At 66.7% G+C, this 21,231-nt stretch carries 19 protein-coding genes; 18 read left to right on the top strand and 1 reads right to left on the bottom strand.

The window, feature by feature from the left end; genetic code table 11:
• The first annotated feature begins 3 nt into the window (after window positions 1-3).
• From NNX35_RS08580 to NNX35_RS08495, 18 genes are all read left to right on the top strand, one after another.
• Window positions 4-726 (top strand): HAD family phosphatase, encoded by a 723-nt coding sequence (locus NNX35_RS08580; RefSeq protein ID WP_255867499.1) that lies wholly within the window; start codon window positions 4-6, stop codon window positions 724-726.
• Window positions 723-1,874 (top strand): site-2 protease family protein, encoded by a 1,152-nt coding sequence (locus NNX35_RS08575; RefSeq protein ID WP_255867498.1) that lies wholly within the window; start codon window positions 723-725, stop codon window positions 1,872-1,874. Before NNX35_RS08580 ends, NNX35_RS08575 begins: the two co-directional genes overlap by 4 nt.
• A gap of 73 nt (window positions 1,875-1,947) precedes the next feature.
• Window positions 1,948-3,000: a tRNA (adenine-N1)-methyltransferase gene (locus tag NNX35_RS08570; protein WP_255867497.1), complete on the top strand. Its 1,053-nt coding sequence runs from the start codon at window positions 1,948-1,950 to the stop codon at window positions 2,998-3,000.
• A 102-nt stretch (window positions 3,001-3,102) separates the two neighbouring features.
• On the top strand, window positions 3,103-4,863 hold the full coding sequence (arc, locus tag NNX35_RS08565; RefSeq protein WP_370647002.1) for a proteasome ATPase: 1,761 nt from the start codon (window positions 3,103-3,105) through the stop codon (window positions 4,861-4,863).
• Window positions 4,864-4,877: 14 nt separating this feature from the next.
• Window positions 4,878-6,473 carry a depupylase/deamidase Dop gene (gene dop, locus NNX35_RS08560; RefSeq protein ID WP_255766588.1) on the top strand — a complete coding sequence of 532 codons (1,596 nt, stop codon included), beginning with the start codon at window positions 4,878-4,880 and terminating at the stop codon, window positions 6,471-6,473.
• A 40-nt stretch (window positions 6,474-6,513) separates the two neighbouring features.
• Window positions 6,514-6,714, top strand: coding sequence for a ubiquitin-like protein Pup (locus NNX35_RS08555; protein WP_227921592.1), 201 nt, complete (start codon window positions 6,514-6,516; stop codon window positions 6,712-6,714).
• Window positions 6,715-6,717: 3 nt separating this feature from the next.
• Window positions 6,718-7,542: a proteasome subunit beta gene (gene prcB / locus NNX35_RS08550; RefSeq protein ID WP_255766237.1), complete on the top strand. Its 825-nt coding sequence runs from the start codon at window positions 6,718-6,720 to the stop codon at window positions 7,540-7,542.
• 2 nt (window positions 7,543-7,544) lie between these two features.
• Window positions 7,545-8,285: a proteasome subunit alpha gene (gene prcA, locus NNX35_RS08545; RefSeq protein ID WP_255766238.1), complete on the top strand. Its 741-nt coding sequence runs from the start codon at window positions 7,545-7,547 to the stop codon at window positions 8,283-8,285.
• Window positions 8,285-9,646 carry a Pup--protein ligase gene (pafA, locus tag NNX35_RS08540; protein ID WP_255766239.1) on the top strand — a complete coding sequence of 454 codons (1,362 nt, stop codon included), beginning with the start codon at window positions 8,285-8,287 and terminating at the stop codon, window positions 9,644-9,646. The genes prcA and pafA overlap by 1 nt, the downstream gene beginning before the upstream one ends.
• A gap of 169 nt (window positions 9,647-9,815) precedes the next feature.
• Window positions 9,816-10,769, top strand: a complete 954-nt coding sequence (locus NNX35_RS16185) for an FKBP-type peptidyl-prolyl cis-trans isomerase (RefSeq protein WP_255867496.1) — start codon at window positions 9,816-9,818, stop codon at window positions 10,767-10,769.
• 36 nt (window positions 10,770-10,805) lie between these two features.
• On the top strand, window positions 10,806-11,201 hold the full coding sequence (locus NNX35_RS08530; protein ID WP_255766241.1) for an FKBP-type peptidyl-prolyl cis-trans isomerase: 396 nt from the start codon (window positions 10,806-10,808) through the stop codon (window positions 11,199-11,201).
• A 96-nt stretch (window positions 11,202-11,297) separates the two neighbouring features.
• A complete protein-coding gene (locus NNX35_RS08525; protein WP_255867495.1) occupies window positions 11,298-13,268 on the top strand; it encodes a WYL domain-containing protein in 1,971 nt (656 codons plus the stop codon).
• 43 nt (window positions 13,269-13,311) lie between these two features.
• Window positions 13,312-13,647 carry a hypothetical protein gene (locus NNX35_RS08520; RefSeq protein ID WP_255766243.1) on the top strand — a complete coding sequence of 112 codons (336 nt, stop codon included), beginning with the start codon at window positions 13,312-13,314 and terminating at the stop codon, window positions 13,645-13,647.
• A 32-nt stretch (window positions 13,648-13,679) separates the two neighbouring features.
• Complete coding sequence (gene tatA / locus NNX35_RS08515; RefSeq protein WP_255766244.1) at window positions 13,680-13,988, top strand: Sec-independent protein translocase subunit TatA; 309 nt, start codon at window positions 13,680-13,682, stop codon at window positions 13,986-13,988.
• A 5-nt stretch (window positions 13,989-13,993) separates the two neighbouring features.
• Window positions 13,994-14,821 (top strand): twin-arginine translocase subunit TatC, encoded by an 828-nt coding sequence (gene tatC / locus NNX35_RS08510; protein ID WP_255766245.1) that lies wholly within the window; start codon window positions 13,994-13,996, stop codon window positions 14,819-14,821.
• A 69-nt stretch (window positions 14,822-14,890) separates the two neighbouring features.
• Window positions 14,891-17,752, top strand: a complete 2,862-nt coding sequence (locus NNX35_RS08505; RefSeq protein WP_255867494.1) for an RNA helicase — start codon at window positions 14,891-14,893, stop codon at window positions 17,750-17,752.
• A 43-nt stretch (window positions 17,753-17,795) separates the two neighbouring features.
• Window positions 17,796-19,442 (top strand): amidohydrolase, encoded by a 1,647-nt coding sequence (locus NNX35_RS08500; RefSeq protein WP_255867493.1) that lies wholly within the window; start codon window positions 17,796-17,798, stop codon window positions 19,440-19,442.
• Window positions 19,443-19,936: 494 nt separating this feature from the next.
• Window positions 19,937-20,665: a polyprenol monophosphomannose synthase gene (locus NNX35_RS08495; protein ID WP_227921564.1), complete on the top strand. Its 729-nt coding sequence runs from the start codon at window positions 19,937-19,939 to the stop codon at window positions 20,663-20,665.
• A 101-nt stretch (window positions 20,666-20,766) separates the two neighbouring features.
• Here the strand turns inward: NNX35_RS08495 and NNX35_RS08490 are convergent, their stop codons facing one another.
• A complete protein-coding gene (locus NNX35_RS08490) occupies window positions 20,767-21,114 on the bottom strand; it encodes an RNA polymerase-binding protein RbpA (RefSeq protein WP_227921562.1) in 348 nt (115 codons plus the stop codon).
• Between the last annotated feature and the right edge of the window lie 117 nt (window positions 21,115-21,231).

Genomic DNA, 21,231 nt, shown 5'->3' with positions numbered 1-21,231 from the left:
GGCATGCCCCTCCTTTCCGATTCTTCCCACAGCCACGCCGACGCAGCACTGCAGGCAGTTTTCTGGGATATGGACGGCACGCTCGTGGATACCGAGCCGTATTGGATCGCCGCCGAAAAGGAACTGACCTCGGATTTCAACGTTGATTGGACGGACGCCCAGGCCGAGGCTATGGTCGGCCAGGCCCTGGCGGTCAGCGCCGGCATGCTGCAGCGAGCAGGTGTCCCCTTGGAAAACCGCGAAATCATCGACCGGCTGATCGGACAGGTTGCGGCACATGTCCGCCGCGAGGTGCCCTGGCGCCCCGGCGCCCGCGAGCTGCTGGCCGAGCTGCAGGCCGCGGGTATTCCCTGCGCCCTGGTCACTATGTCGGAGCCGGTGCTCGCGCAGGAAATCATCCGCTCGCTTCCCGCCGGGACGTTCGACGTCGTGGTGACCGGTGACATGGTCAGCCGCGGCAAACCGGATCCCGAGCCGTATCAGCTGGCCTTCGACACGCTCGCGCGCTCCCTTCCTGGCCTGGACAAGGCCGGCGTGGTCGCCGTCGAGGACTCCCTGCCCGGGGCAACGTCGGCGCAGGCGGCCGGCCTGGTGACCCTGACGGTCCCGAACTTCGTTCCGTTGCCGCCGGGTGCCTTTGAGCACGAATGGCAGTCCCTGGCCGGCCGCGGAATAGACCAGCTGCGCGAGCTGCTTCCCGGTTCCGTCCTGGAGTCCGCTAGGTGAGCAGCAACGGGCCCGCCGGAACGGAACGCCGGGAAGGTATCCCGCTGGGCAGCATTGCCGGAGTACCGGTAACCCTGGCGTATTCGTGGTTCCTCATTGCCGCGTTCATCGTCGCAGTGTTCGGACCGCAGGTGCGGGACGCTTTCCCGAGCCTTGGGGCCGGTGCCTTTGCCGTGGCCCTGGGGTACGCGGTCCTGCTGCTGCTCTCGATCCTGGCGCACGAGGCCGCGCACGCCTTGACCGCCCGCGCCTACCACTGGCCCACCTCCAAGATCGTCCTCACGCTGTGGGGCGGGCACACCCAGTTCGGGGACCTGCGCTCCACCCCGGGACGCTCCCTGCTCGTCGCCCTGGCGGGCCCGGCAGCCAATTTCCTGCTGGCGGCAGCCGGATTCGGGGTCCTGCAGCTCCTTTCCGAAGGCAGCGTGGCTGAGCTGGTCACCTTCATCTTTGTATCCGCCAACGTGCTGATAGGCGTTTTCAACGTCCTGCCCGGGCTGCCCCTGGACGGCGGACGCATTGTGGAAAGCGCGGTCTGGAAGATCACCGGATCGCAGGAACGCGGCACGGTCGCAGCCGGCTGGGCCGGACGCATCATCTCGGTCCTGCTCCTCGCCGCCGTTTTCGTTCCGCCCTACCTCCGGGGAGAGACGCCCTCACTGAGCCTTGTCCTGCTGGCCGCCCTGCTGTGCGGCTTCCTCTGGATGGGGGCAGGTTCTGCCATCTCCAACGCGCGGGTGCGCCTGCGGCTCCCGCAGGTCAGTGCCGGTGCACTGATGGAACCGGCCGTGTCCCTGCCCGGCGGGGCACCCGTCGGCGAGGCACTCCGGCTGGCCCGCGAGTATCCGGACGCCGCCGTGGTGCTCACTGCCGCAACCGGCCAGCCGGAAGCCGTTGTGGACCGCGGCGCCCTTGCCTCGGTTCCCCACGAACAGGCCGCCCAGGTGCCGGTGAGCGCCGTCGCCCGCCCGCTGGCTGCCGGCGCCTATGTTCCCGAAGCCGCGGCCGGACAGGAACTCGTCCAGTACCTGGCCAAACTGCAGGGCAGCGAATACGCGGTCATTGACCGGGACGGAACGGTTACCGGCCTGCTGCGCCAATCCGCCGTCGTCGCCGCCGTCACCGGCAAGCCCGCCCCGCGGCGCTGACAACCTCCAGCTTTTACCTGCCGGCACAAGCACGCCGGCACCCATAATCCAGCAAGAGAACCAAAGGAATACCATGAACTCCGATAACCAGGCGCAGGCCGCCGCTGCACCCCACGGTGCCGAGATCCGCAGGGGACCGCTCCGCCCCGGGGAACGGGTCCAGCTCACCGATGAGAAGGGCCGCCGCAACACCATCACCCTCACCGAGGGCGGCGCCTTCCACACACACCGCGGTTACCTGCAGCACGACACCGTCATCGGACTGCCCGAAGGGTCCGTGGTGTCCAACACCGCCGGACACCAGTACCAGATCCTGCGTCCGCTGCTCTCGGACTTCGTCCTGTCCATGCCGCGTGGTGCCGCCGTCGTCTATCCCAAGGACGCCGCCCAGATTGTCACCATGGCGGACATCTACCCCGGCGCCCGCGTGGTGGAAGCCGGCGTCGGCTCCGGCGCCCTGAGCATCTCGCTGCTGCGTGCAGTCGGTGACCACGGCACCCTGCACTCCTTTGAACGGCGCGAGGAATTCGCGCAGATCGCCCGCGGAAACGTGGAAACCTTCTTCGGCGGGCCGCATCCGGCCTGGGACATCACCCTCGGGGATTTCCAGGACGAAGTCGTGAAAACCGAAGAGCCCGGCAGCGTGGACCGCGTGGTCCTGGACATGCTCGCTCCCTGGGAATGCACCGACGCCGTAGCCACCGTGCTCGCCCCGGGCGGCGTGTGGATCTCCTACGTCGCCACCGTCACCCAGCTCTCCCGCACCGCGGAAGCCATCCGGGCAGACGGCCGCTTCACCGAGCCGGACGGCTGGGAATCCATGGTCCGCGGCTGGCACCTCGAGGGCCTGGCCGTACGCCCGGACCACCGCATGGTGGCCCACACCGGCTTCCTGCTCACCGCGCGCCGGCTCGCAGAAGGTGCCACCGGGCTCGTGGCCAAGCGCCGCGCTTCGAAAACCAACTTCAGCGAAGAGGACCTCAACGCCTGGACCCCCGCGGCCGTGGGGGAGCGGGAAGTTTCCGCCCATAAGCTGCGCCGTGCGGCCAAGGATGCCAGCTCCACCGTGCAGCGCGGAGCCCTCGAAAACGCCGAAAAGTTCCAGCAGGAGACCGACACCCCATAACGGGGGTAACCGGCTAAACACAAGACGCCGGACCCCGTGTATCTTCAGCAGCGCTGGGTTACTGTCATTGAACAGACCCAGAGCTACGTGAAGGCGGTCGGTATGATGGCTGAACCCGAAAACGTCGGACCCGGGACCGGGGAATCCCGCCCGGTGTCCGCAGCGGCTGTAGCAGGCACCGAAGCACGCCAATTGAATGTCCTTCGGGACAAACTCCGGAATCTGGACCGGCAGCTCGCTGCCCTTACCCACAACAACGCCCGGCTCGTGACCATGCTGGAGACCGCGAAAGCCGAAATCATCCGGTTGAAGGATGCCCTCGAAAACGAGGGAGCAACACCCTTCAGCTTCGGCACCGTCATCGGCGTGAACCAGCGCCGCGAAGCCGAACCCGGCGTGACGACCATCGCGGCAGTCCAGGAAAGCCTGGACATCATCCAGTCGGGCCGCAAACTCCGGGTTGCCGTTTCGCCCCTCCTGGACCTGGGCCAGATCGTCCCGGGCCAGGAGGTGCTGCTGAACGAATCCCTTACCGTCATTGCCGCCCTCGGCTTCGAACGCGCCGGGGAACTCTTTACGGTCAAGGAACTCCTGGAACCGGACCGGGTGCTGGTGATCGGCCGGGCCGACGACGAGCGCGTGGTGCGCCTGAACGGGCCCCTGAGCCGGGAAAAGGTCCGGGTGGGGGATGCCCTCACCGTGGACACCCGCATCGGCTACGCATTGGAAAAGATCCCGCGCAGCGAAGTGGAGAACCTGGTCCTCGAAGAGGTCCCGGACATCTCCTACGCCGACATCGGCGGCCTCGGACCGCAGATCGAGCAGATCCGCGACGCCGTCGAACTGCCGTTCATGCATCCCGATCTCTACCGCGAACACGGCTTGAAGCCGCCCAAAGGCATCCTGCTCTACGGCCCTCCCGGCTGCGGCAAGACGCTCATTGCCAAGGCCGTGGCACACGCCCTCGCGGCACGGGTGATGGAGCAGACCGGTACGCTTGGTGCCCGCAGCTACTTCCTGAACATCAAGGGACCCGAACTGCTGGACAAGTACGTGGGGGAGACCGAACGCCACATCCGCCTGATCTTCGGCCGCGCCCGGGAGAAGGCCTCCGACGGCAGCCCCGTGGTGGTGTTCTTCGACGAAATGGATTCGCTGTTCCGCACCCGCGGCACCGGGGTGTCCTCCGACGTCGAAACCACCATTGTTCCGCAGCTGCTCAGCGAAATCGACGGCGTCGAGAAGCTGGAAAACGTGATTGTCATCGGCGCCTCCAACCGGGAGGACATGATCGATCCGGCCATCCTGCGGCCCGGCCGCCTGGACGTGAAGATCAAGATCCAGCGCCCCGATGCCGAAGGCGCGGCGGAGATCTTCGCGAAGTACCTGACCCCGGACCTGCCGCTGCACCGCGACGACCTTGCCGAGCACGGCTACGATCCGGTGGAAACGGTCAGTGACATGGTCCGGCGCACGGTGGAGAAGATGTACGCCGAGGACAAGGCCAACGAATACCTGGAGGTCACCTACGCCAACGGGGACACCGAGATGCTCTACTTCAAGGATTTCAACTCCGGTGCCGTCATCCAGAACGTGGTGGACCGGGCCAAGAAGTACGCCATCAAGGACCTGCTGCAGCTGCACCAGCGCGGCCTGCGCATCGAACACCTGATGCGCGCCGTCGTGGACGAATTCCGCGAGCATGAGGACATGCCCAACACCACCAACCCTGATGACTGGGCACGGATTTCGGGGAAGAAGGGCGAACGGATCACCTACATCCGCACCATCGTCCAGGGCAAGGCCGGCCAGGAACCGGGCCGGACCATCGAAACGGCGGCCAACCCGGGACAGTATCTGTGACCGTCCGCCGTGTCATGGGGACGGAAACCGAGTACGGCGTGCTCGCTCCGTCCCTGCCGACCGCCAACGCCACCGTCCTGTCCAGCCAGATCGTCAACGCGTACGCGGCCACGCTGCGGACCGGGACGGGCAACCTGTCGGGCACCCGCTGGGACTACACCGACGAGGCGCCGCTGAACGATGCGCGCGGATTCGCGGTGCCCCGTGCCGCTGCGGATCCCACCCAGCTGACCGACGAACCGCCGGTGCTGGACGCCGAACAGATCGCCATGGAGGGCGGCGGACCCGCAGCACTATATGGAGAACAGACGCAGGACAACCCGGTGCTGATGAACATGGTCCTGGGCAACGGGGCGCGGCTGTACGTGGACCACGCCCACCCGGAGTACTCCTCGCCCGAAGTCACCCGGCCCCGCGACGCCGTGCTGTGGGACAAGGCCGGGGACGCCGTGGTGCTGTCCGCCATGCGGCATATCGCCAGGATGCCGGGATTCGCACCCGTCAACCTGTACAAGAACAACACCGACAACAAGGGCGCCTCCTACGGGTCGCATGAAAACTACCTTGTTCCCCGCAGCGTTCCTTTCGGAGCCCTCGTGAGCGGACTGGTGCCGTTCTTCGTTTCCCGCCAGGTCATCGCCGGTTCCGGCCGGGTGGGCATCGGCACCAACAACCAGCGCCAGGGATTCCAGCTGAGCCAGCGGGCGGACTTCTTCGAAACGGAAGTGGGGCTGGAAACCACCATCCGCCGCCCGATCATCAATACCCGGGACGAGCCGCACGCCGTAGCGGAAAAGTACCGGCGCCTGCACGTCATCATCGGGGACGCGAACCTCAGCGAGGTATCCGCCCTGCTGAAGATCGGCACCACCTCGCTTGTCCTGTCGATGATCGAAGCCGGCAGCGCCCCCGCCGTCGAGCTGCGGGACCCGGTGGGCGCACTGCAGGCCATCAGCCACGACCCGTCGCTGGAACAGCTGGTGGAACTGACGGACGGCAGGATGGTGACCGGCCTGGACCTGCAGGAGATCTACTTCGAAGCAGCAGCGGCACACTCCCGCGCCGGCGGAGGAACGGACGCAGACACCGAAGACATACTCGCCCGCTGGTCCGCTTTGCTGGGCACCCTGAAGCGCGACCCGCTGGAGGCAGCCGCTTCCGTGGACTGGGTGGCGAAGCTGAAGCTGCTGCAGGCCTACCGCGAGCGCGACGGGTTGGCCTGGTCGGACGCCCGGCTGCACCTGGTGGATCTGCAGTACTCGGATATGCGCCCGGAGAAGGGGCTGTACTACCGGCTGGCGGCCCGGGGCCAGATGGAACGGGTGCTTACCGACGAGGAGATTGCCCGTGCCGTCACCTCCCCGCCGGACGACACCCGTGCCTACTTCCGCGGGAACTGCCTCACCCGTTTCCCCAAGGAAGTGATCGGAGCAAGCTGGGATTCGATCATCTTCGAACTGCCCTCCCGGCGGCGGCTCCAGCGGATCCCCACCCGCGAGCCGCTGCGCGGCACCAGGGCCCTGACCGAGGAACTCTTCAACGCATCAGCCGATGCGGAGGATTTTGTCACCAGACTCCTGACCGGTTCCGACGCCGCCGTGGCACCATAGGACTAGGATTCATCCCCCGGGCAAGAAAGGGCTAGGCATCATGGCAACCCAGGACCGCAAAAACACCGGAACGCATCCCGTCGAAGAAGAAGAAACCGAGGCCGTCCCGCCCCCTGCAGCCGAAGCGGAAGCTTCCACTGAGACTGAAGGCGTGGACGACCTGCTGGACGAGATCGACGGCGTGCTGGAGAGCAACGCCGAAGAGTTCGTCCGCGGCTTCATCCAAAAGGGCGGTCAGTAACGGATGGCCCCCCGGGACCCCGCCGCCTCCATCCATCAAGCCCCGTCCTCTTCCTTTACCGACCATCTCGCCCTTCACCGCCCCGAACTGCTGCCGTCCTCCCGATCCCTGGGACCGGCGTCGCACGGTTCCGCGGGGGAGCTCGCCCCGCAGGCCACCACCATCGTTTCCCTCACCTACGCAGGGGGAGTCCTGATGGCAGGGGACCGGCGGGCCACGATGGGCAACATGATCGCCAGCCGGCACATCAAGAAGGTCTTCCCGGCGGACAACTACTCCGTGCTCGGGATCGCCGGTACGGCAGGGCTCGCCCTTGACATGATCCGGCTGTTCCAGGTGGAACTGGAGCACTACGAGAAGATCGAGGGAACGCCTATGAGCCTGGACGGCAAGTCCAACCGGCTCGCGGCCATGGTGCGCTCCAACCTTGCGCTGGCGCTGCAGGGACTGGCCGTTGTCCCGCTTTTTGCCGGGTTCGACACCCAGCGGCGGACCGGCCGGCTCTTTTCCTACGACGTCACCGGAGGCCGGTATGAGGAATACGAGCACCACAGCGTCGGGTCCGGGTCCGTGTTCGCACGCGGCGCCCTAAAAAAACTCTGGCAGCCGAACCTCGACGAGGAGGATGCGGTCCGGGTGGCCGTGGAGTCCCTCTACGACGCGGCCGACGACGATTCGGCCACCGGCGGCCCGGACATGGTCCGGCGTCTGTGGCCGGTGGTCTATGTCGTCAACAGTGCCGGCAACCGGGAGATCCCCGAACGGGAACTGCAGGAACTCTCCCGTGACCTCATCGCAAGGCGCACCGCTGCCGGACTGGAGGCGTAGCCGTGACCCAGCAGTTCTACGTCTCACCCGAACAACTGATGAAGGACCGGGCGGACTTCGCCCGCAAAGGCATTGCCCGGGGACGCTCGGTAGTGGTCCTGACCTGCAGGGAAGGCATTGCCCTGGTGGCGGAGAACCCTTCACCGTCCCTCCATAAGCTCAGCGAGATCTATGACCGGATAGGCTTCGCCGCCGTCGGCAAGTACAACGAATTCGAGTCCCTGCGCCAGGCCGGCATCCGGTTCGCGGATGTGCGCGGCTACTCCTATTCCCGCGACGACGTCTCCGCGCGCGGGCTGGCCAGTGTCTACGCGCAGAGCCTCGGCTCGGTTTTCACCACCGAGGGAAAACCGTTCGAGGTGGAGCTGGCCGTCGCAGAGGTAGGGGAGGATCCGTATTCGGACCGCCTGTACCGCTTGAACTTCGACGGCTCCATCGCGGATGAAAGCAATTACACGGTGATGGGCGGGCAGGCGGAGATCGTCAACGAAGCCCTCAGCCGGTCCTGGAACCAGGACGCCGATTTCGGCTCCGCCATCCGGACGGCGGTTCAGGCGCTTTCCGCCACCCGCGCAGCCAACGGTTCGGGCAACGGGCAGGCACCCGAACCGCTGGGCGCCGGACTGCTGGAGGTCGCCGTCCTGGACCGGAACCCGCTTTCCACCCGCGGCACCGTCAGGGCGTTCCGCAGGATAAACACCGTTGAGCTGGACCGTTTGCTGGCCAGCGCGGAAGGAGACTGATGGACCGCAGGATCTATGGAGTCGAAACGGAATTCGGCATTGCCTATTCCGGGCCCGATTCGCGTCCCCTTTCCCCCGAGGAAGTGGCCCGCTACCTCTTCCGCAAGGTCGTCAGCTGGGGCCGCTCATCAAATGTCTTCCTGACCAACGGCTCACGCCTCTACCTCGACGTCGGCTCGCACCCGGAGTACGCCACCGCGGAGTGCGACGACCTGGCACAGCTGGTGGCCCATGACCGCGCCGGCGAGCTGATCCTGGAAGACCTGGTGGAGGAGGCGGAGGACCGGCTCAAAGCCGAAGGCTTCAACGGCAACGTCTACCTCTTCAAGAACAACACCGACTCCGCCGGAAACTCCTACGGCAGCCACGAAAACTACCTCATTCCGCGCCGCCTCGAATTTTCCCGGCTGGCGGACGTCCTCATTCCGTTCCTGGTCACCCGCCAACTGCTGGTCGGTGCCGGCAAGGTGCTCAAGACCCAGTCCGGTTCCCTCTTCGCGTTTTCCCAGCGGGCGGACCACATCTGGGAAGGCGTCTCCTCTGCGACCACCCGGTCCCGGCCCATCATCAACACCCGGGATGAGCCGCATGCCGACGCCGAGCACTACCGCCGGCTGCACGTGATAGCCGGAGATTCGAACATGTCCGAGACGACCATGCTCCTCAAGGCCGGGTCTGTCGACCTGATGCTGCGGATGATCGAGGCCGGCGTCCTGATGCGGGACCTCCGCCTGGAGAACCCGATCCGCAGCATCCGGGAAACCTCCCATGACCTCTCCGGCCGGCAGCCGCTGAAACTGGCCAACGGCTCCACGATGTCGCCGCTGGACCTGCAGCGCATCTACCTGCAGCGCGTCCAGGACTTCGTCGCAGCCAACGGTGAGCACAACCGGCATGTCGGACGGATCATCGATCTGTGGACACGCACGCTGGACGCCATCGAATCCGGCGACCACTCCGGGATCGATACGGAAATCGACTGGGCCATCAAGAAAAAACTGGTGACCCGGGTGGCAGAGCGGCACGGACTCGAGATGTCTTCCCCGCGCCTGGCCCAGGTCGACCTGACCTACCACGACATCTCCCGGCGCCGCGGATTGTTCTACCTGCTGCAGTCCCGCGGCGAAACGGCCCGTGTGGTGGAGGACAGCGACATCAAGGAAGCCGTGGACCAGCCGCCGCAGACCACCCGCGCCAAGCTGCGCGGCGACTTCGTCCGCCGTGCCAAGAATGCGAACCGCGACTTCACGGTGGACTGGGTGCACCTCAAGCTTAATGACCGTGCCCAGCAGACGGTGCTGTGCAAGGATCCTTTCGCGTCCGTCGATGAACGGGTCGAGGCGCTGCTGTCCACTCTCTGATCCCTCTCCGCCGGCGTCCGCCGGCGCTGCCCCGGAACCTTACCTAGGCTTCATCCAGCTGGACCGGCTAGTCTGGGGCGTATTGCGGCCGCGTGGCGTCTCCCTGCCCGGCGTACCGGCAACTACGGTAAGGCCGCCCTGCTCACTGTCCACCACTGAAAGAAGTACTGTGCGTAAAGTACTAGCAATCCTCCTGCCCTTCCTGCTGTTCCTCACCGCCTGCTCCGGCGGCGATGAAGCCAAGAGCAGCGGGCCGTTGTCCTCCGTGAAGATCGAGCGCGGCGACGAAGAAACCTCCGTCCCAAGCGTCGACTTCGATAAGCCGCTGAGCGCCGACGAGCCCACCCTGACCCGGGTCAACGACGGTGACGGCGACAAAGTAGCCGAGGGCCAGACGGCCATGATCCGCCTCGCGATCGTCAACCCGGAAGACGGCACGGTCGGCCAGGAAACCTACAGCGGCGAAAACGCCGAAGGCATCGCCGTGGACGAGAGCCTGAAGTCCGGCAATTCGCAGATGTATGACGCACTGCTCGGCGCTCCCGTGGGCTCGGATTTCGCGTATTACATTCCGGCCAATGAAGAAGCCGGAACCGAAGCGAATTTCCTCGTCTTCACCATCACTGATGCGATGGACACGGTCCCGACGTTGAGCCCGGACGAAGCTGCTGCCCGGAACACCGACGGCACCCTGCTGATGAGCAGCGAAGACGTCACGGCCCTTGAAGACGAAGGGAAGCTTCCCGAGGTTTCCTTCGCCGAAGACGGCACCCCGTCCATCACCATCCCGGAAGGCGCCGAGGAACCGGAGCGCCTGGTAGTGAAGGTCCTGGAAGAAGGCGACGGTCCGGTGCTCGAATCCACCGGGACCGTGGTAGCCGATTACCTCGGTGTCGGCCTGCGGGACGGCGAGATGTTCGACTCCAGCTACGAGCGCGGCGAACCTGCCGAGTTCCCCCTGGCGAACGTGATTCCGGGCTGGACCTACGGCCTGGCCGGTCAGAAGGCCGGCTCCAAGGTCCTCTTGGTCCTGCCGTCCGAGCTGGCCTACGGTGATCCTGCCGGCGGCAGCAGCCCCTCGGGTCCGCTGGTCTTCGTCGTAGACATCAAGGAAGTCAAGTAGCCTTAACTCCTGACCCACCAGACATAAGGAGCACCAATGTCATTCGGAAAGCGTGAATACGACCGCCAGAAGCCGGAAATCGATTTCCCGGCCCACGATGCCCCCACGGATCTCGTTATCGAGGACCTCGTGGTCGGCGACGGCCGGGAAGTAAAGGCCGGAGACACGGTTTCCACCCACTACGTGGGCGTCGCCTTCTCCACCGGCGAGGAATTCGACGCGTCCTGGAACCGGGGTACACCCCTGGACTTCCGTGTGGGCGTCGGCCAGGTTATCCAGGGCTGGGACCAGGGCCTGCTGGGCATGAAGGTCGGCGGCCGCCGCCGGCTCGAGATCCCTTCCTCGATGGCCTACGGGGACCGGGGCGCCGGATCCGCCGTGGCTCCGGGCGAGTCGCTGATCTTCGTAGTGGACCTGCTCGGCGTCCGCTGATCCGTCCCTCCTGCCAAGGGCGGAACCGCTGTCACCTGCGACGGCGGTTCCGCCCTTTCGCATGTCCCGGCCCGGAAGGAAGGTAGATTAGCTCCCGTGTCCGCCAAGAGAACCGAACGCCTGCTGAATCTGGTCATTGCGCTGCTGTCCACGCGCAGGGGCTTCACCAAGCACGAGTTGTTCGAAGAGATTGAACTGTATTCCGAAGCCTCCACGGCAGATGCCCGGGAAAAGCTCTTTGACCGGGACAAGGCCTTCCTCCGTGAGCAGGGCATCCCGGTGGAGTCCTACAGCGAAGAGACCATGTTCGAGGACAACACCACGCAGCGCTACCGCATCCGGCAGGACGCATACCGGCTTCCGGGTGTCCGGTTCACGCCCGAGGAATCCGCCGTCCTGACCCTGGCCGCCCGCATGTGGGACCAGGCATCGCTGGGCTCCGCCGCCGCCCGCGCCCTGCGCAAGCTCCACGCCCGGGGGGTACTTCCCGACGACGCCGCGGCCATCCCCCTCCAGCCCAGCATCCGCACCAATGACGCGCATTTCGACGAGATCTGGCGTGCCGCCACCACCCGCACCCCGGTAACCTTCGGCTACCGGCCGGTCGGCAGCACGGAGCAGTCCGTCCGGCAGGTCCAGCCCTGGGGCATGGGCAGCCGCTTCGGCCACTGGTACCTGGTGGGCTACGACCTGGACCGCGGTGCGGAACGGATCTTCCGGCTTTCCCGGATGGAAGGGCCGGTACGGCTGCGGCCCGGCGCCTACACCGTCCCCGCGGAGTTCGACATCGACGCCTCGCTCGCTTCCCTGGACGACGTCTACGCGCCGCGGCCGGCAGCAGTGGACGTGGACCCCGGCGCCGGGGCGGCCCTGCGGCTGCAGGCAGAATCCATCGAGCCCGGAAACGCGGGCCGGGACCGGCTGCATCTCCGGGTCCGCGATCTGGATGCGCTGGCCGCGGACACCGCCGCCCTCGGTGCGGCCGCCGTCGCCGTCGAACCGGCCGAATTTGCCGACGCCGTCCGTACCGCCCTCGCGCGGGCCCTGGACACCCAGCGCCGGCCGCTGCCCGGGTTCGAACTGGCCGCCTCCGCCGCTCCCGCCCGCCGTCCGGCGTCGGGCGCGCAGGACCACCTCACCCGCCTGCTGGACCTGGTGCCCTACGTCCTGGCGAACCAGGGCGCGGACATGAACGAGACCGCCGATGCCTTCGGTGTCAGCAAGGAACAGCTGGGCAAGGACCTGAACCTGCTGTTCGTGAGCGGCCCGCGGCATTACCCCAACGGGCTGATGGACGTCAGTTTCGACGACGACCGGATCTACATCGAGAACGCCGAGAACCTCTCCGAGCCGGTGCGTTTCGGCATGGACGAAGCCGCGGCCCTGATCGTGGGGTTGGACACACTGTCGGCACTGCCGGGCATCGGTTCCTCCGCCGCAGTTGCCAGCGCCCTGGAGAAGCTGACCGAAGCGGCAGGGGAGGCCGGCGGCGTCGGCACCGCCGTCGCGGCCCGCCTGGACGACGAATCCGACGGCACCGTACTGGCCGAACTCCAGCAGGCGATCAGCGGCACGCGCCAGCTTGAACTGCGCTATCTGGTCCCGCGCCGCGACGAAGTCACTCTCCGCACCGTTGACCCGAGGCGGCTCTTCTCCGTGGACAACACCTGGTACCTGGAAGCGTGGTGCCACCGGGCGGAAGCGCCGCGGAATTTCCGGGTGGACCGGATCCACGGCGTGCGGGACACCGGCCCGGCGCTGACCCACGCCCCGGAGCCGGGGGCCGCATTCCCCGCCAGCCTGTTCACGCCGGGACCCCTGGATCACCGGGTCACAATGGTCCTGGACCCCGCCGCCCTCTGGGTGGCCGAGGCCTACGACGCCGAACGGCAGGCCCCGCTGGCGGACGGACGGACCGCCGTGGAACTGCGCACCGCGGATACCGGCTGGATCCCGGCTTTCACTGCCCGGCTGGGCGGAGCAGCCGCGGTCGCGGCGCCGGACGAACTGCGTTCCGCCACCCTGGCCTGGCTGGAGGCCGCCGCCGCGAACTACCGGCCTGCCTAGCCTCCGGTCCGGCCGGGCGGGCAGTCTCCACTATGCTGGGGATATGCCTTGGTGGTCCTGGATACTCATTTGGCTTGCCCTCGCGGCAGGCGCTGCGGCTTTCTACGCCCTGATCGGCTACCGGCTCTTCCAGAGGTTCCTCGGTATTCTCCGGGAATTCGAAGCCGCATCTGCGAAGCTGTCCCTACGCACTCCGGATACCGTTCCGTCCACCGTCCTCGAAGAAGAGCCTGCCGGCATCTTCACGGATCCGGACGAAGCACGGAAGGCCTACGACGCCGGCAAGGCGGCCCGCCGGGAGGCCCGGCGCCTGCGCCGCATCGAGCGGCGCACCGCCAAGGGACAGCCGCGCGCGTGGCGGGATTTCCCGGAACTCTGACATAGAATATTCTCCAACGAAAGGACACCGCCATGAGGCTTGAAGGCTGGCAAATCATCGTCATTGTTGTACTGGCCATTCTGCTCTTCGGCGCTCCGAAGCTTCCGGGGCTGGCAAGGAGCTTGGGGCAGTCCCTTCGCATCTTCAAATCCGAAGTCCGCCAGATGAAGGACGACAGTCCTTCGACCACGGCGCCCACCGATCCGGTGGAGGGGAAGGTAGTGCACCCCGCACCGCAGCAGAAGGCGTCCGAACAGACGTTCTTCCCCGGACAGACTCCGCCCTCTGGCACCCCCGGCGGGTCCCCGGATTCTGCGGGTAACCCGCCAACCAGCCGCTAGCAGCCGTGGCGCTGAACAAAGGGCGCAAATCCAACCCCGAAGGGCGGATGGCCCTCAAGGAGCATCTGCGGGAATTCCGCAACAGGCTCTTCAAATCGGCCATCGCCGTGGTGCTGGGCACCGTGGGCGGGTTCTTCGTCTACCTGCCGGTTTTTGAGGCGCTGACCCGGCCGCTCCTGGACGCAGGCAACAGCGGCGGCCGTTTCACCACCATCAACTTCGAAGGCGTCGCTACTCCGTTCGACCAGATGGTCCAGGTCTCGGTATTCGTGGGGCTTGTGGCCTCCAGCCCGGTGTGGCTCTACCAGGCCTGGGCGTTCATCACGCCCGGCCTCAAGCGCAAGGAACGCCGCGCGGCCCTGGGCTTCCTGGCCGCCGCCGTTCCGCTGTTCATCGGCGGTATTGTCCTGGCGTGGCTGATCCTGCCCCAGGCCGTGCGGGTGCTTACCGACTTCACGCCCGAGGGCGGGTCCAACGTCATTACGGCTTCGGTCTACCTAGCCTTCGTGCTGCGGTTGCTCCTGGCCTTCGGCATCGCCTTCCTGATTCCGGTATTCCTGGTGGGCCTGAACCTGGCCGGCCTGTTGAGCGGGCGGACCATCATCAAATACTGGCGGATCACCGTCTTCCTGATCTGCCTTTTCGCCGCCATGGCTGCCCCCGGCGCCGACGCCCTGAGCATGTTCTACCTCGCCGCGCCGCTGCTGCTGCTGTTCGCCGTAGCAGTGGGCATCTGCCTGCTCAATGACCGGCGCCGGGTCCGGAAGCAGGCCGAGCGGGAAGCAGCAGTGGAAGCCGAAGCGGACACCGCCACCCCCATCGACAAGCTGTAAGGCCATGGACGCGTTCGCCCACCGATGATATTGGCGTACTGCGGCGGGCGCAGCGCATAGGCTTGGTTCATGACTTCTCCTTCGGAGCGGTACCTTGCCGCAAAACAACGTTCCGAACATTCCAAGACGCAGCTGGGGGTCTTCGAGCAGTCGCTGGGCTTCGAACTGGACGCTTTCCAGTCGGAAGCCTGCCGCTCCCTCGAAGCCGGGCGCGGCGTCCTCGTCGCGGCTCCCACGGGGGCCGGCAAGACAGTGGTGGGGGAGTTCGCCGTCTATCTGGCCCTGCAGAACGGCCTGAAGGCCTTCTACACCACCCCCATCAAGGCCCTGAGCAACCAGAAATACAGTGAGCTGGCGGCCGCCTACGGCAGTGACCGGGTGGGCCTGCTGACCGGAGACACCAGCATCAACCCGGACGCCGACGTAGTGGTGATGACCACCGAAGTGCTGCGGAACATGCTCTATTCCAACTCGGACACCCTCATCGACCTGGGCTACGTGGTCATGGACGAGGTGCATTACCTCGCGGACCGGTTCCGCGGGGCGGTCTGGGAAGAGGTCATCATCCACCTGCCTTCCGACGTCCGGGTGGTTTCGCTCAGCGCCACCGTGTCCAATGCCGAGGAATTCGGCGCCTGGCTGGACACCGTCCGCGGCGACACCGACGTGGTGGTTTCAGAGCACCGTCCGGTTCCGCTCTGGCAGCACGTGATGGTTGGCCGCGACATCTTCGACCTGTTCGAATCCGATGTTTCCTTCGACGAGGCGGCCGATGAGCATCCCGGCGCCAAGGAACGCTACCGGGTCAACCCCGAGCTGATGGAACTGGCGCGGGCCGAGTCCCGCGTCAACCAGCGCGGCCACTGGGGCGGTCCACGCGGTTCCTCCCGCGGCGGACGCCGTGACTCCTCCCGCGGAGGGAGGCCCGGCGGCCACGGCGGCGGCCACGGCGGGCCGCCGATCACGCGCATCCAGCGGGCATCGCGGCCGCAGGTCATCGCCCAGCTGGACCGCAACGGCCTGCTGCCCGCCATCACCTTCATCTTTTCCCGCAACGGCTGCGAGGGCGCTGTACGCCAGTGCGTCGAGTCGGGGCTTTGGCTGACGGACGAAGACGAGCGCCGGGAGATTGCCCGGGTGGTGGACGAAGCCACCCAGGACATTCCCGAAGAAGACCTCGAGGTGCTGGGGTTCTGGACGTGGCGCGAAGGCCTGGTGCGCGGTTTCGCCGCCCACCACGCCGGCATGCTGCCCACCTTCAAGGAAGTGGTGGAACGCCTGTTCGCCGCCGGGCTGGTCCGCGCGGTTTTCGCCACCGAAACGCTGGCGCTGGGCATCAACATGCCGGCACGGTCGGTGGTGCTGGAAAAGCTGGACAAGTTCAACGGCGAAGCGCACGTGGACATCACCGCCGGCGAGTACACCCAGCTGACCGGACGGGCAGGACGCCGCGGGATCGACGTCGAGGGCCACGCCGTGGTGCTCTGGCAGCCGGGCACCGACCCCGCTGCCGTGGCGGGCCTGGCCTCGCGGCGCACATACCCGCTGAACTCCAGTTTCCGGCCCACCTACAACATGAGCATCAACCTCATCGCGCAGTTCGGGCGGGAACGGGCGCGCGGGATCCTCGAGTCCTCCTTCGCCCAGTTCCAGGCGGACCGGTCCGTGGTGGGCCTGGCGAAGCAGGTCCGTTCGCGTGAGGAATCACTCGCCGGCTACGAAAAGGCAATGACCTGCCATCTGGGGGACTTCAACGAATACGCGGCCCTGCGCCGGCAGCTCTCGGACCTGGAAAACACCGCTTCAAAAACCAAGGCACGGAATCGGCGGAGTGCTGCCGCAGCCTCGCTGGAGAACCTGCGCCCGGGGGACATCGTGTTCCTTCCCGCCGGCCGGAACTCCGGCCACGCCGTCGTACTGGACGTGGATGCCTCCGCCCGCGAGGTGCGGCCGGCGATCCTGACCGAAGACAAGCAGATCCGGCGCATCAGCGCTGCCGACATCGATGACGTCCTTGAACCGGTCTCGCACATCCGCATCCCCAAGTCCTTCAACGCGCGCTCACCCAAGGACCGCCGCGATCTGTCCTCGTCGCTGCGCAACGCATTGCACGACCATCGGCCGCCGCGGCCGGCGTCGGCCCGCGCCAATGCCATGCACACGGCGGGCACCCAGCGGCAGGAGCAGGCGATCGCAGAGCTGCGCCGGAAAATGCGGGCGCATCCCTGCCACGGCTGCAGCGAACGCGAAGACCACGCCCGCTGGGCCGAGCGCTGGTGGAAGCTGCGCCGGGAGACCGACAACCTCGTCGGACAGATCCGGGGCCGCACCAACACCATTGCCAAGACCTTCGACCGGGTCTGCGAGGTGCTGACCAGGTACGGCTACGTAGCCCCGGACGAGTCCGGCCTCGACGCCGTGACCCCGGCCGGCCAGAAACTGCGGCGCATCTACGGCGAAAAGGACCTCCTCGTGGCCCTCTCGCTGGAGCAGGGCGCCTTCACCGACCTCGACGCCGCCGAGCTGGCCTGCCTGGCCTCCGCCCTGGTCTACCAGGCGAAGCGGGAAGAGCGCGGGCTGCGGCCGAAGATGCCGAGTGTTTCGCTGGAGTCGGCGGTGGACATCGTCATCCGCCAGTGGTCCGAGCTCACGGACCTCGAAGAGGCGTCCCGGCTGCCGCAGACCGTCGAACCCGAACTTGGCCTGGTCTGGCCCATGTACAAGTGGGTCAAGGGCAAGCACCTGCAGGTGGCCCTGAACGGCACTGAGCTGGCTGCGGGGGACTTTGTCCGCTGGGCCAAGCAGGTGATCGACCTGCTGGACCAGCTGGCCAAGGTCCCGGACCTGCCGGCCGGCATGCGCCGCCGCTTCCTGGACGCCATTTCCCTGGTGCGGCGCGGCGTCGTCGCCTACTCCAACGTCGGCGACTGAACCGCCGCCACCCTCCATCGCCCTACAGAAAACAGGTGAGTCCTTGAACGGCAGTCCCATCCCGAGCGCCCGCACCCTGACGCTCTACCGCAACGGTTCGGTCTACAGCGCCGGCGATCCCTTTGCCACCGCAATGCTGGTCGACGGCGATACCGTCGCCTGGGTGGGGTCGGAACAGGCCGCCACCTCCATCCAGGACAGCAAGATGGACGTAGTGGACCTGCAGGGCGCATTGGTGGCGCCCGGATTCGTGGATTCCCACGTCCACACCACCGAGCTGGGCATGTCCCTGGTGACGCTGGATCTGAGCGGATGCACCTCCCTCGACGATTTGCTGGACAAGGTCCGGGACCATGCGGCAGGGACCGCGGGCCTGATCCTGGGGTCCAACTGGGACGAGTCGCGCTGGCCGGAACGGCGCGCGCCCACCGCGGCCGAACTCGACGCAGCCTCCGGCAACCGCGCCGTGTACCTCTCCCGCTCCGATGTGCACTGTGCGGCCGTCTCCGGCACGCTGGCGGCCGAACTCCGGCTGCAGGAGTACGACGGCTGGGACAACGGCTTCGTCGTCCGTGCCGCGCACGACGCCGCGCGCACCGTAGCGCGCGACGCCGATCCGGACCAGCGCGGCGTCTTCCAGCTGGCTGCCCTGAAGCATGCGGCCTCCCGCGGGGTGGTGGCAGTCGCGGAAATGGCCGCCCCGCACATTGCGCCGCCGGAGGACCTGCGCCGGTTGCTGGGCCTGGACGGTCCCCTCAGCGACGAGGCGCTGCCGCAGATCCTGCCGTACTGGGGCCAGCTGGCCGAAAGCGAGGCGCAGGTAGCCGGACTGGTGGACTTCTTTGAGGGCCGGCTGCTGGGCCTCGCCGGCGACCTGAACATTGACGGGTCCTTCGGTGCCCGGACGGCTGCGCTGCGCGAGCCCTACGCCGACCGGCCCGACACAAGCGGCACCATGTACCTGACTCCGGAACAGGCCGGGCGGCACTTGGAGCTCATGACGAAGGCCGGGCTGCAGGGCGGTTTCCACGTCATTGGCGACGCAGGGATGGACACGGCGCTGGCCGGGCTCCGCCTCGCTGCCGAGGCCGTCGGGGAAGCAGCCGTCCGGGCTGCCCACCACCGGCTGGAACATGCGGAACTGACCGATGACGCCGCCATTGCCGAACTGCTGCGCTTCGGCGTCACTGTCAGCCTGCAGCCCGGGTTCGATGCTGCATGGGGCCATCCCGGCGGACTGTATGAACAGCGTCTGGGGGACAGGCGCGGAAATATGAACCGGATGGCCTCCCTGCTCTCCGCCGGTGTGCCCGTTGCCCTGGGTTCCGACACTCCCGTCCTGCCGCTGGATCCCTGGTCCGGTGTGCGCGCCGCTGTGTCCCATTCCAACCCGAAGGAGCGGGTCTCGGCGAGGGCGGCGTTTATCGGCCATACCCGTGCCGGTTGGCGTGCGGCAGGGGAGAGCAATTTCATGCGGGGCCAGCTGGCCGCCGGAGCACCGGCGTCCTTTGCGCTCTGGGAAGTGCAGGAACTGATGGTCCAGACGCCGGATGCGAACGTATCCGCGTGGAGCACGGATCCGCGCGCCGGCACGCCGCTGCTGCCCGCGCTGGACAACGGAGACGAGCCGCGCTGCCTGCAGACGGTCCACAACGGCAAAGAACTGTACCGCGCTCCGGATCTTGCCTGAACAGCGAAACAACCTGCGTGCTTCGGCCTCCTCCACACCGCGTCTGACCTGCATGGACATGGAAACGTCCTAGTCAGGGGCCATATTGACAGGGGCTAGCCAGCACGTAGTCTATGAGGACCGTAGTCGGGTCCGGCCTTTTGAGGTATACCGAGCGCTGTCCTGGAGCTGTTTCCAGGCTGCGCTTCGGGTGCCTTCGGCCGGCCCGTACTGCCATGGCCTGTACTACGCGCACCGGAGCAGCTGCTCCGCGGGTGACGGTTACCGGGTCCAGCATTACACAACCGGGTGGATTCAACCGTCAGTAGAAAACAGGGCCGGCAGTTCGCCGGTACTGGCCCGAAGACGGCTGGATCCGCCCGGTTGCGCTGTCCCGGGCTGCAAGGCGCTGACCCGAGGGGCCGCGTACTCCCATATACTGGATAGTCTGCCGGGGGAGTAACCCCGTCCCTGCCGCGAACAACGCGGCGTGCGTCCGCTGAAAGGCTTACTGAGTGCGTGTCCTGACTATCATCCCCACTTACAACGAGATCGAGTCGCTCCCCATCACACTGAAGCGGCTGCGGGACGCAGTTCCAGATTCGGATGTACTGATCGCGGACGATAACAGCCCGGACGGCACCGGCGGCTACGCCGACGAAGCCGCTGCCAACGATCCGAAGGTGCATGTGCTGCACCGCAAGGGCAAGGAAGGGCTCGGAGCTGCGTACATTGCCGGCTTCCGATGGGGCCTGGAACGCGGCTACGACATCCTGGTCGAAATGGACGCCGATGGTTCGCACCGCCCGGAAGAGCTGCCCCGCCTGCTTGAAGCCTCCAAGGCGGGTGCCGACCTCGTCATCGGTTCCCGCTGGGTCACCGGGGGATCGGTGGTCAACTGGCCGTTCCACCGAAAGCTGCTTTCCCGCGCCGGCAGCACCTACTCGCGGTTCATGCTGGGCATCCCTGTCCGGGACATCACCGCAGGCTACCGGGCCTTCCGCCGCGGCACGCTGGAGCAGTTGGACCTGGGCGCCGTCGAGTCCGTCGGCTACGGCTTCCAGGTGGACATGACCTTCCGTGTGGCACGCCTGGGCCTGAAGATCACCGAGGTGCCGATCACCTTCGTCGAACGCGAACTCGGTGACTCCAAGATGAGCGGCAACATTGTCGTTGAGGCAATGGCCAATGTGACCCGCTGGGGTCTGACCGCCCGCTGGCGGAAGCTCACCGGACGCGGCTGAGCCGAAAAGAAAAAAGCGGGGCAGCTGCCGTTTGGCAGCCGCCCCGCTTTTTTGTCTCTAAGCGCCCTTGTCCGTTCACCGGACCAGGGCACCGCAGGGATCTAGGCGCTGGTGCGCTCTCCGCGGCGTTCGCGCAGGATCGTCAGGCGGTCCTGGAGGATCGTTTCAAGTTCCTCGATGCTGCGTCGTTCCAGCAGCATGTCCCAGTGCGTCCGCACCGGCTTGTCGTTGCTGGTGTCCGGCTTCTCGCCGTCCACCAGAAGCGCTTCCTTGCCGGTCTTGGAGATCCAGACCGGAGGAACGTCCGCTTCGGCAGCGAAAGTTACGAAAACACGCTCGCCGTCCTCACAGCGGTATTCCACCCGCTGGCGGGGAGCCGGCTCCACACCGGATTCAGTCTCCATGCTCTGCGCGCCCAGGCGCATACCCCGCAGGCTACGATCGCTCATCTTTTCTCCCTCTTCAATCCGCTGGATCCGCTGGCGGATCCCTTGTTATGCCGGTGCCGTACCCGCCTGCCGCCCGGAGGCGGACCGGCAGGGTGCCTAAGGCTGGCCGTCACAGCC

The sequence above is a fragment of the Arthrobacter sp. zg-Y844 genome (genome assembly GCF_024385465.1).
GTDB lineage: Bacteria > Actinomycetota > Actinomycetes > Actinomycetales > Micrococcaceae > Arthrobacter_B.
Note: the sequence above shows the minus strand (reverse complement) of the source record. Positions and strands in the feature narration are given on the sequence as shown.

Coding starts and splice junctions, on each gene's coding strand:
- NNX35_RS08580 (WP_255867499.1), top strand. CDS start 4: ATGCCCCTCCTTTCCGATTCTTCCCACAGCCACGCCGACGCAGCACTG.
- NNX35_RS08570 (WP_255867497.1), top strand. CDS start 1,948: ATGAACTCCGATAACCAGGCGCAGGCCGCCGCTGCACCCCACGGTGCC.
- arc (WP_370647002.1), top strand. CDS start 3,103: ATGATGGCTGAACCCGAAAACGTCGGACCCGGGACCGGGGAATCCCGC.
- dop (WP_255766588.1), top strand. CDS start 4,878: ATGGGGACGGAAACCGAGTACGGCGTGCTCGCTCCGTCCCTGCCGACC.
- NNX35_RS08555 (WP_227921592.1), top strand. CDS start 6,514: ATGGCAACCCAGGACCGCAAAAACACCGGAACGCATCCCGTCGAAGAA.
- prcB (WP_255766237.1), top strand. CDS start 6,718: ATGGCCCCCCGGGACCCCGCCGCCTCCATCCATCAAGCCCCGTCCTCT.
- pafA (WP_255766239.1), top strand. CDS start 8,285: ATGGACCGCAGGATCTATGGAGTCGAAACGGAATTCGGCATTGCCTAT.
- NNX35_RS08530 (WP_255766241.1), top strand. CDS start 10,806: ATGTCATTCGGAAAGCGTGAATACGACCGCCAGAAGCCGGAAATCGAT.
- NNX35_RS08520 (WP_255766243.1), top strand. CDS start 13,312: ATGCCTTGGTGGTCCTGGATACTCATTTGGCTTGCCCTCGCGGCAGGC.
- tatA (WP_255766244.1), top strand. CDS start 13,680: ATGAGGCTTGAAGGCTGGCAAATCATCGTCATTGTTGTACTGGCCATT.
- NNX35_RS08505 (WP_255867494.1), top strand. CDS start 14,891: ATGACTTCTCCTTCGGAGCGGTACCTTGCCGCAAAACAACGTTCCGAA.
- NNX35_RS08490 (WP_227921562.1), bottom strand. CDS start 21,114: ATGAGCGATCGTAGCCTGCGGGGTATGCGCCTGGGCGCGCAGAGCATG.